This is a genomic window from Klenkia sp. AC732, assembly GCF_979256525.1.
Map to the genome: position 1 here is coordinate 1 of NZ_CEEDOS010000093.1, position 716 is coordinate 716.

A 716-nucleotide genomic window follows, 5' to 3' on the forward strand; every position below is an offset into this window, starting at 1 on the left:
TCCTGCTGGAAGTTCGTGGCCCCACCGCGGCCGTACGTGGCACCCAGACCGGGCACCGTGGCGGAGTGCTATATGCGGGCCTGGTTCTCGATCTGGATGGCCCCCATGGCGCTGTACAGCTTCTTCATCAGGTAGTTCTCTTCGTTGTCCAGCGTCGCGCCACCGAGGCTGGCCAGCCCCATGGTGCGGTTGACCCGCTGGTCACCGTCGAACTCCTGCCAGCCCTCCTCCCGGGCGGCGAGCACCCGGTCGGCGATCATCTCCATCGCGACGTCGAGCTCCAGGTCCTCCCACTCCGTGCCGTAGGGACGGCGGTACTTGACCGTCGTCGTCCGGGTCGGGGAGGTGACCAGGGACTTGCTCGCGCTGCCCTTGGGGCAGAGGCGTCCGCGGCTGACCGGGGAGTCCGGGTCGCCCTCGATCTGCACGATCTGCTCGTCCTTGACGAACACCCGCTGGCCGCAGCCCACCGCGCAGTAGGGGCAGATGGACTTGACCACCCGGTCGGCGGTCGCCGTCCGGCTGGTGGTGTGTTCGGTCGCCTTGCTCCGCGCCGAGTGACCGCGACCCAGGGGGTCGTCACCGGTCAGCTGGCGGTACAGCGGCCAGGAGTCGAGCCAGGTCTTCACCGCCTGGATGGTGCCACCGGTCACGCGCCGGCGCCCGACCGGTGGGGGCCGGCGCGTGAGGACGCGCGGGCCCCCACCGGTCTGTCT

Annotated in this window: 1 protein-coding gene; it reads right to left on the bottom strand. The window is 70.3% G+C overall.

Annotated elements, in window-relative coordinates; translation table 11 throughout:
* Nucleotides 1–68: 68 nt before the first annotated feature.
* On the bottom strand, nucleotides 69–629 hold the full coding sequence (locus tag AC0IVP_RS21820) for a hypothetical protein (protein WP_471759268.1): 561 nt from the start codon (nucleotides 627–629) through the stop codon (nucleotides 69–71).
* Nucleotides 630–716: the final 87 nt, after the last annotated feature.